Origin of the sequence: Tenacibaculum halocynthiae (assembly GCF_964512825.1) — a bacterium.
Lineage (GTDB): Bacteria > Bacteroidota > Bacteroidia > Flavobacteriales > Flavobacteriaceae > Polaribacter > Polaribacter halocynthiae.
The window spans coordinates 221,721-230,032 of record NZ_CAZELG010000043.1 but is presented as its reverse complement, the minus strand read 5'-3'; the positions used below and the strand labels follow the sequence as shown (position 1 = coordinate 230,032).

The 8,312-nt window shown below is 29.6% G+C and carries 10 protein-coding genes; all 10 read left to right on the top strand.

All coding sequences use genetic code 11. The features are described from left to right. Positions 1-195: 195 nt before the first annotated feature. The 10 genes from ACKTTQ_RS17495 to ACKTTQ_RS17450 all read left to right on the top strand — a co-directional run bounded on the left by ACKTTQ_RS17495 (position 196) and on the right by ACKTTQ_RS17450 (position 8,301). Complete coding sequence (locus ACKTTQ_RS17495) at positions 196-1,146, top strand: DUF4200 domain-containing protein (RefSeq protein ID WP_408049936.1); 951 nt, start codon at positions 196-198, stop codon at positions 1,144-1,146. Between the two features lie 157 nt (positions 1,147-1,303). Continuing rightward, on the top strand, positions 1,304-1,795 hold the full coding sequence (locus ACKTTQ_RS17490; protein WP_408049935.1) for a hypothetical protein: 492 nt from the start codon (positions 1,304-1,306) through the stop codon (positions 1,793-1,795). A gap of 165 nt (positions 1,796-1,960) precedes the next feature. After that, positions 1,961-2,488 carry a hypothetical protein gene (locus ACKTTQ_RS17485; protein WP_408049934.1) on the top strand — a complete coding sequence of 176 codons (528 nt, stop codon included), beginning with the start codon at positions 1,961-1,963 and terminating at the stop codon, positions 2,486-2,488. A 154-nt stretch (positions 2,489-2,642) separates the two neighbouring features. Next, positions 2,643-3,296 carry a hypothetical protein gene (locus tag ACKTTQ_RS17480; protein ID WP_408049933.1) on the top strand — a complete coding sequence of 218 codons (654 nt, stop codon included), beginning with the start codon at positions 2,643-2,645 and terminating at the stop codon, positions 3,294-3,296. 156 nt (positions 3,297-3,452) lie between these two features. Further along, positions 3,453-3,737, top strand: a complete 285-nt coding sequence (locus tag ACKTTQ_RS17475; protein WP_408049932.1) for a hypothetical protein — start codon at positions 3,453-3,455, stop codon at positions 3,735-3,737. Continuing rightward, the gene (locus ACKTTQ_RS17470) at positions 3,734-4,216 is read left to right on the top strand and encodes a hypothetical protein (protein WP_408049931.1); all 483 of its coding nucleotides are present in this window, start codon (positions 3,734-3,736) and stop codon (positions 4,214-4,216) included. Before ACKTTQ_RS17475 ends, ACKTTQ_RS17470 begins: the two co-directional genes overlap by 4 nt. Positions 4,217-4,437: 221 nt before the next feature. Next, positions 4,438-4,791, top strand: a complete 354-nt coding sequence (locus ACKTTQ_RS17465; RefSeq protein WP_408049930.1) for a hypothetical protein — start codon at positions 4,438-4,440, stop codon at positions 4,789-4,791. A gap of 235 nt (positions 4,792-5,026) precedes the next feature. After that, positions 5,027-5,941, top strand: a complete 915-nt coding sequence (locus tag ACKTTQ_RS17460; protein WP_408049929.1) for a hypothetical protein — start codon at positions 5,027-5,029, stop codon at positions 5,939-5,941. Between the two features lie 173 nt (positions 5,942-6,114). Further along, the gene (locus tag ACKTTQ_RS17455; protein ID WP_408049928.1) at positions 6,115-7,260 is read left to right on the top strand and encodes a peptidase associated/transthyretin-like domain-containing protein; all 1,146 of its coding nucleotides are present in this window, start codon (positions 6,115-6,117) and stop codon (positions 7,258-7,260) included. Between the two features lie 150 nt (positions 7,261-7,410). Beyond that, positions 7,411-8,301 (top strand): hypothetical protein, encoded by an 891-nt coding sequence (locus tag ACKTTQ_RS17450; protein WP_408049927.1) that lies wholly within the window; start codon positions 7,411-7,413, stop codon positions 8,299-8,301. Positions 8,302-8,312: the final 11 nt, after the last annotated feature.

The window sequence follows — 8,312 nt, the reverse complement described above, 5'->3', positions numbered from 1 at the left end:
TACTACTTTGTAAACTTAAGACGTGTATAATTAATTGCTTAGGTAATCACCTACTTGGAAAATTCCTTCGGAATTTTCTCTGGCACGTTTTTGTTTACTACCTTAGTCCTAGCCAACGCAACTGAACCATACACGAACACGTTAGGCACAAGCGCAAAAAAAATGAACAGAAATAACTATAAAATAAAATTTATTATGAAAAAAAGAACTTTATTAATCGCATTAATTGGGATGAGTTTCGGACTTGAAGCTCAGATAACAGATACAGGTAGTAATGTAGGTATTGGAATTACAACACCTAAAAGTAAATTAGATATAGGAACTAATTATTCTAATCCATCAGTATATCCTAACAAAATCACATTATGGTCTGGGGGAGAAAATAATTACTTTGGTTTTGGTATTAGCAATGCTGATTTAGACTATTTTAGTCAACACAATCACCGTTTTTACACCGAATATAATGGAACTCCTGGTTCTGAAAAAATGGTTATAAAATCTAACGGTAATGTAGGGGTTGGAATTACAAACCCTGATATGAAACTCTCTGTATATAGTGATAATAAATATGTTAGTCGATTTCATTCTAATGAAACTTCAGACTTAATGACTGGTATTAGAATTGGAAGAAAAATATCAACAGGAGGTTATTCATATGCAGATTTAGTTAACCTATCTGACGGGTTTGGTATAAGTGCAGGATATAGTGGTGGAAATTTGCCCTTAAGTACACAAAATACAGAACACGTAGCTATATATACTAATTTTTCTTCTCGAAACGTTGGTATTGGTACTATAACCCCAGGAGCATGGAAATTGGCTGTTAATGGAAAAATAAGAGCAAAAGAAATTAAAGTAGAAACTGGTTGGTCTGATTTTGTTTTTTATGATGATTATGAATTACCAACTTTAAAAGAGGTAGAAAATTATATCAAAGAAAAAGGACATTTAAAAGATATTCCAAGTGCTAAGATAGTTGAACAAAATGGAATATTTCTTGGAGAAATGGATGCTAAGTTGTTACAAAAAATTGAGGAGCTAACACTTTATACAATCCAACAGCAAAAAGAAATTGAAGAATTAAAATTGCAAAATAAAATGCTTCTTGAATTACAAAAAAGATTAGATAAATTAGAAAAGAAATAAAGCCAGTGCCTAACAATCTGTATAGTTAATGGCTACAAAGTACATAACTTTAAAGTTAGATTCTTTTTAAAAAGTTTATTGTTTACTGAAAGTTTTAGCACTTTTAATACACCACTAACCATACAGTTTAACGTTGTAAGCAAGCTAAAGAAACCGAATGGCAACATTATTAGAAGACATAAAAAAGCAATCCGATTGGACAGTAAAAGCATTTAAATCAGATGGAATTGAATTGGATTATTCAATGGGAAGTTTAATTGAAATCGACCGATTTCTTCAAAAATATACTAAAGATGGACAACCGATAAAAGGTGGTCGACTTGCCAAAGGTTATGGCGGAAAAATATTTTCGATTGGTTCTTATATCGGAGAAACTTTAATAAAAAATGTTCCTGACTCAAAATGGATAACAGACGACGACACCCCAGAAGGAGAAATTAGCATTGAAGTTAATTTGGCGGATGGAACACGCTGTTGGCCAGTTATGAGATTAATGAAAAGAATCAAAAACGGACTTGAAGACGGAATCTATCCATATGGAGTTAGTTTGACAAACATAAAGGCGGATGAAAAATATGACGGAGCCTTTTGGAGAATTGAAAAAGAAATTCAACCAATAGAACCGAAAAAACCTTGGTGGAAATTTTAAAACAAAAAAGCCAACTTACAACACAGTATATAAAAAATTACTTGTGTTGTGCTAAAACAAAGGTCGTTGCACGTTTGCTACGTCTGATTTTCCTTCGGAAAATCCTCGCACTCAAACACGCAACTTTCCATATACAATCACGTTAGCTACAATTTGACAAAACCTATGAAACAATACGTAAAATTTAGGGAGAGAGATGAAGATTCTGATAAAATTGAGGAATATCATTACCAACCAGCAATATCTGGAGAAATAGAATTAGACAAAATATCTGAAAAGACTAATATTCTCAAAATTTATTTTAGAAAAATTAATACACTAAGGAAAAGTGCAAGGTTTTTTGAATTGTTTGACGGAAGTACTGAGATAATGCTTGCAAACTTCCCTGTTAAAATAAATGACCTAAAGGAACTCGATAAAACCACAATTGAAATTAAAAAAGGATGGACTGACAAACAATTATTTACAATGCTTAGTGTAAGGGATGGTGAACCTATAAATAATTCAAAAATTGGCTTCTCTTTGAATAATGATAGTAGCTTAAATATAAATTGGACAGGAAGCTATCCTTCATACCAGTCAGGTAATGATATTGGTGAGCTAGAATTAAATATTATTGCTTTTCCTAAGGAAGATGTAGTAACACCCTTATGCAGTAATGATAAGGAGTTGATAGAAACTTTTGAAAATTAAAAACAGTAGCTAACAATGGCTATAAGTAATTGCTTGCTCTCGCCTACTTTGGAAATTCCTGCGGAATTTCCAACTTGGTGTCTACTTGCAAAGTTAAGTGCTAACTCACGCAACTACTCATAGCCTAGACCGCTACCTGCAAGCTATAAAAAACATGAACAAAGAAGAAATCTACGAAAAAGCAAATAGCGTTATTGGAATTGAGGGAATGACGGGAAACGAACGCCTTTATGTGAGTGGATTAATGGACGAGTTTGACAAAGCCAAAAAATCGGACAAATACAAAGCTCGAACAATACTGCAAGCATTAAAATTTGACGAGCTTTCAATTGGCAGAATAGTTGGATTCTCAATGGATTCTCTGAAATATCCAAATGCGTGGGATTTTCCGAATGAAAACTCAAACGGACAAGAAAACCAAAATAAAGCTACGTTGAAATATTCAAATCTTAACGAAGTTGGAATGGGTGCACCATTAAGTGGAAAATGCAAAGTCAAACTTAATGACGATAAAGAAATTCTGATTCCTGAAAGTTGTGGCGGACCAGCAATCTGGACTCGAAACGGACAAAAAGTAGCAATACCAATTTGGGACAAATCATTTTTTAGCGGAACATTTCAAAGAATCGGAATTGTGGACTTGGAAAAGAAAACGCTAACTAAATACAAAAAGAAATTTCGAGTTTTGGATTTAAGGTCATTTAGTGGAAACAACATTATTGGATTTGACAGTCCAATACACCGAATGAAAAAACTTGAATTTGATTACATTAACGAACCGATTGAAAAAATTATCGGAATAAAATAACTGGTGGTAACAATGGCTATAATTCATTGTGGTTTTGTGCCACACCAAAATAAAAGTATTAATCAACGGCGGATTTCGTTGTGGAATAATCCTGCGGATGATTCCACAACGAAATCATAGCCGAGACCGTTAGCAGTAATAAGCAATAACTGAAAAATGCAAGAAACACTACTTTTTATTATTCCAATTGTATTTGCTTCTAGTATGATATTGATATTAGCATCAAGTCCTACTTCAATAATTCAGAAATCGAGTCACACTGATATTTTGGAAAACAAGCCATATTATGGAATTAAACATATGAGAAAAGTAATTTTTTTAAGCTCTAATCATAAAGTCATTGAAAAGTTAAAAAGAAAAATATTGACACGTAAAATTGGTTACGCATTGCTAATAACAACACCTATTCTGATGATGTTAAACGCCTTTCTTACTAGATGAAAAAATCTGACAAATCGAAACATAACATTTGTATTGCTTCCATTAAACGAAGTACTTTCAAACCATATGATTATAAGTTTACAAAGTTTTATGAATCGAATGGAGAATTCACTTATTCTGGAATAGGACTTGAATTAAAGGAAAATGAACTAATCATTTGTTCAACAGTTATTTACTCTGATAATTACAGTATTTTGACTACTCAAAGATTAATCTCTAATAAAGCTAGAATAAAGACTATTGGAAAATTAATCAACTCGAAAGACAATGGATATGGAATGTTTAAATCAACAAAGGATGACTTTGTATTTGGTTCAATAAGACTTGAAAGTGGAATTGATTTAGAATATTTTATCGAAACAGGTAAAGCTTCAATGATTATGATTCACGGAGTTAGAACACTTATTAGAACACAAGAAATGACTGTTAAAAACATAGAAAATATGGCCAGAATTTGGAACAAGAAAAATGAAAAGTAACTACCGCTAACACGGTGTATAAAACATAGCTAATAAGTGATTAACCGAAAGGTCTGTATTTATTTGCAAAGACCGCCAAATTTTTAATTTGGCTTTTAAAAAGAGAAAAAACGAAAAACAAAATATAAAAATTCGGCTCTGTGTTAATCCGAAAAGTTAGTGTCCTTTTACACGCTACGTTTCATACACAAAACCGTTACAAGCAATTTAAAAGTAGAACTTTGATTGAGATTGAGAAATACGAAAAACAACTGAAAACTAAAATCGAAATGTTTCCTGGACAATTTATAAATAATTCAAAATGGACAAAGTTGTTCAAAGAATTATCAAGTAATCCGATTGAAACAAAAAAGTGTTTAATTAAAAGTGTTTTCGATAATATTCTTCGAGAAATAGAAATACCAAGTGCGGATAAATTTAATGAGTCATTTTCTAAAACTGGAACAAATGACAATATAACTTTTGGCGGACCTTGTGCATTTAAAGAAATTGAACAAATTATATTCCCTCAAGAATGGACATCTGACAGACAAATGAGAAACCAAAAATCTATAATCAAAATATTGAAAATATAAAAAACATCATTGACTCAATTGGAAAATTTGAATCGGAAATTGACAACGGAAATTTGATAATTTATGGTTATCGATAATAAAAAAACTGCTTGTAACACAGTATAAAATTAATTACTACATTAGTGCTTAATCAAAGGTTGTTGCAATTTTGTTACGTCTGATTTTCCTGCGGAAAATCCTCGCATACAAAACCGCAAATAATCTTATACATAAACGTTATCTTTAATTCAAAACAATGAGTTTAAAAATACCTGAAAATTATACAGAGTTTCTTTATTGGGTCAAAGAACGTACTGAAAAGTTTTGGAGTATAAATCCAGAAACATCTGAAAACGATTTTATTTGTGAAAAGTGGGTTTATAGTGCTAAATGGATCGGATTAAGTGATTCAGAAATTGATTCCATTGAAAAAAAATACGAGATTAAGTTTTCTTACGAGCATAGAGAGTTTTTAAAGATTCTCCATTCTATTGACAGAAAAGAAATTATTGAATATACTGTAACATTTGACGAAGATGCTGAAATTAAACTTGGCTATCGACCATTTTTCTACAATTGGTTGAAGGATAATGACGAAATTCGAGATAGATTGAACTGGCCTTATCGAACCATTTTTGATGATGTTGTTGGAGCAAATAAGGTTTGGTTAAAGTCTTGGGGGAAAACAAGACCGAATTCAGACGAGGAGAAAGAGAGTCTATTTTCAAAGTGGTTTAACCAAGCTCCTAAAGTAATTCCCATTAAAGGGCATAGATTTGTAGTAAATGATGTGACAGATGCTCCAGTATTGTCAATTTATGGTTCTGATATTATAGTATATGGATGGAATATAAGACATTATCTATTAAACGAATTAAAGGAACATCTGAATCTACTTGAATTAGTTTATGATGAGGAGGAGGATGAATGGTATTCAGAACCTATTAAGGAATTTCAGGAAATAAACAATTTCGAATATAAAAAAGCTAAAGACAAAGCTATTCCTGTATGGGAAGAAATGATTTTGTATTGGAGTTCAGGCTGGTCAAGTTATGGTAAAGAATATCCTAACCCTAATAATGACACAATTAGACCAATTTTAAAGACCTTCGTCCCAGAAGACGAGGAAGATGAAAACTCTCAAAAGACATTTAACCCATTCGAAAAATAAAGATAACACTGTATATAAAATCATAGCACCCTGTGGGATGCTACGCTTCATATACTCACCGTTGATTTTGTTTTATAACAGAAAAAGATAAAATAAAAAGTTATGATTAAGTATAAGCTCGAGAGTTACCATTCTTCTAGTTCTTTACCAAAATCGAAATTCTTACTCAAAATATGAAAAAGACCTTACTGTTATTAATAATTTTAATTATTAATAAATCATTCAGTCAAAATAGATTAAATGGAACTGTATTAAATTACGAAACTAAAAAACCTATTGAATATGCTGATGTTTATAACAATAGAAATTTCACTTCAACAAATTCTGAAGGTAAATTTTTATTTAAATCTGAAAGTGATTCAATTAAAATTAGATTAATTGGTTATGAACCAATTTTCACAACTTTTAATAAAATAAAAAATGATACTATATTTCTAAAAAATAAATTTGAAGAATTAGGTGAAATTACTTTAAACAACAAAAATCCTATTTTAAAAATCTATCGTTCTGTAGTTAACAACTACCCTTCTGAACCATACACTGAAACTTTTTTTTTAAGATGCCAAATAAGAAAAAATGGAAGGTTACTGAAAATTCAAGATTTAAATGGTTTTGTCAATAGAAAAATGCTATTTGGTACTTCTGAAAAACCAATGCCTAAAAAAAACTATAAAGTAGAAGTCTTGAATGTTAGAAAGAGAGGAATAAATGAGAGTATTAAATTTGTTATGTTTAATTTCAAACAAATATTTGAACATATTGCAGGAATAGGTTTAAATGTTCAAGAATTTAAATTTAATAAGAACAGGTCAAAAGATAAGAATTTTGTGAAATATTCATTTTTTCTAAAATCAGAAAACAAACCAAAAATAGAAGGTTATTATCTCACAAATAAAAATGATAATGCTATTACAGAATATAAAATTAAAGAAATATTAAATGACTCGTACAAAAAAGGTAGAGGGTTTAAATACAAAACAAATTATTTAGAAAAATCAATCTTTTTTAAAAAAAACATTAAAAATGGGAAATATTTCATTCACAAAGCTAAAATTAATACAGAAACTGAGTTAATAAATGAAGGTGGAATAAGAAACATTTATAATGAAACTCATTTATATCTTACATTAAATCAAACAAATTTGAAGTTAAAAAGAAAACACTCTTTAAAAAAAGATGTTTTCGAATTTAGAAAACCTTATGATCCAAAATTTTGGAAAAAACAGGAATATTTATTATTAACAAAAGAAATGGAAGAGTTTTTAACTAAGATCAAAGACTCAAATAATGAATTTAAAACTACTACAAACATTAGGTGACAATAATACAAGTAACACCTTATATTATTAATTGTTAAGTTTCATCGAATACACTAAAGCCTATGCCTACTTTCATGACTCTTACTTTATTACTTGAAACTAACAATTCACATACATGCACATTAGTTATAACTAAAAACAATTCTCAGAATGAAAAACTTATTTACAATAGTATTCTTTTTTGTTTTATCAACTCTTTACGCACAAGACAAAAAAATATTTGATCGTTTACAAGCAATAGACAATAATGGCTTGACTTTCTACGAAATTGATGGCATTAATATTTCAAGTCAAACATTAAATTACAAGTTTACAGATAGAAAACTAAAAAAAGTTTACAGAAAGTATTCTATAAAAAAGAAAGATAAAAAAACTCCTGACTCTAATTTAAAATATAATAATTACTATGTTAGTAATACTACCTTAATAAATAAAAAACTGACTCAATATAGTTCATATTATTTTTTAGAAAATAAGAATAAACGAACAACTATAATCCAATTTGGATCATTCAATAAAAAAAACAGAGAATTTGAAAGAAAGATAGTTAATTTAATAATGGAAGGTAAAATACCTAAGCGATGTTATAATTCATTAGTCATTAATGAAATTAACTTTGCTGGAAGAAAAATAAAATTGGGAAGCAATTGTAAATGGCAAAATGTGAATAATGTTCAATGTCCTTATAATGGTCAAATGAATTGGTCTGTTCATAAGGACCTTAAGGATGCTAAAAATACTGTTGAACAGCAATTCGAAATAATAAAACTAAAAAAAAGAGGGAAAATTATTTCAGAAGAAATAGTTAAAATTGAATTTGAAGGAACTGAAACTAAAGCAAAAAAAATTATTTATGATTTCACTGGAATAACTTCAGTTTTAGCAAGTACATCTGGCGGAAAAACTTTGACAATTTATTATGTAGCTACTAAAGTAAGAGATAATTATGTTAGCTGTGTTTTGAGTTTTTGGAATAATGATACGATAACAAAAAATGGACTTGCACCATTATTAGAAGAAGTTATGAAACTAAAAAAATAACAAGTCACGAA

What these genes read in the sequence shown, in the direction of transcription:
- ACKTTQ_RS17480 (WP_408049933.1), top strand. Translation starts at nt 2,643, where the DNA reads ATGAACAAAGAAGAAATCTACGAAAAAGCAAATAGCGTTATTGGAATT.
- ACKTTQ_RS17460 (WP_408049929.1), top strand. Translation starts at nt 5,027, where the DNA reads ATGAGTTTAAAAATACCTGAAAATTATACAGAGTTTCTTTATTGGGTC.
- ACKTTQ_RS17450 (WP_408049927.1), top strand. Translation starts at nt 7,411, where the DNA reads ATGAAAAACTTATTTACAATAGTATTCTTTTTTGTTTTATCAACTCTT.
- ACKTTQ_RS17490 (WP_408049935.1), top strand. Translation starts at nt 1,304, where the DNA reads ATGGCAACATTATTAGAAGACATAAAAAAGCAATCCGATTGGACAGTA.
- ACKTTQ_RS17485 (WP_408049934.1), top strand. Translation starts at nt 1,961, where the DNA reads ATGAAACAATACGTAAAATTTAGGGAGAGAGATGAAGATTCTGATAAA.
- ACKTTQ_RS17455 (WP_408049928.1), top strand. Translation starts at nt 6,115, where the DNA reads ATGAAAAAGACCTTACTGTTATTAATAATTTTAATTATTAATAAATCA.
- ACKTTQ_RS17495 (WP_408049936.1), top strand. Translation starts at nt 196, where the DNA reads ATGAAAAAAAGAACTTTATTAATCGCATTAATTGGGATGAGTTTCGGA.
- ACKTTQ_RS17470 (WP_408049931.1), top strand. Translation starts at nt 3,734, where the DNA reads ATGAAAAAATCTGACAAATCGAAACATAACATTTGTATTGCTTCCATT.
- ACKTTQ_RS17475 (WP_408049932.1), top strand. Translation starts at nt 3,453, where the DNA reads ATGCAAGAAACACTACTTTTTATTATTCCAATTGTATTTGCTTCTAGT.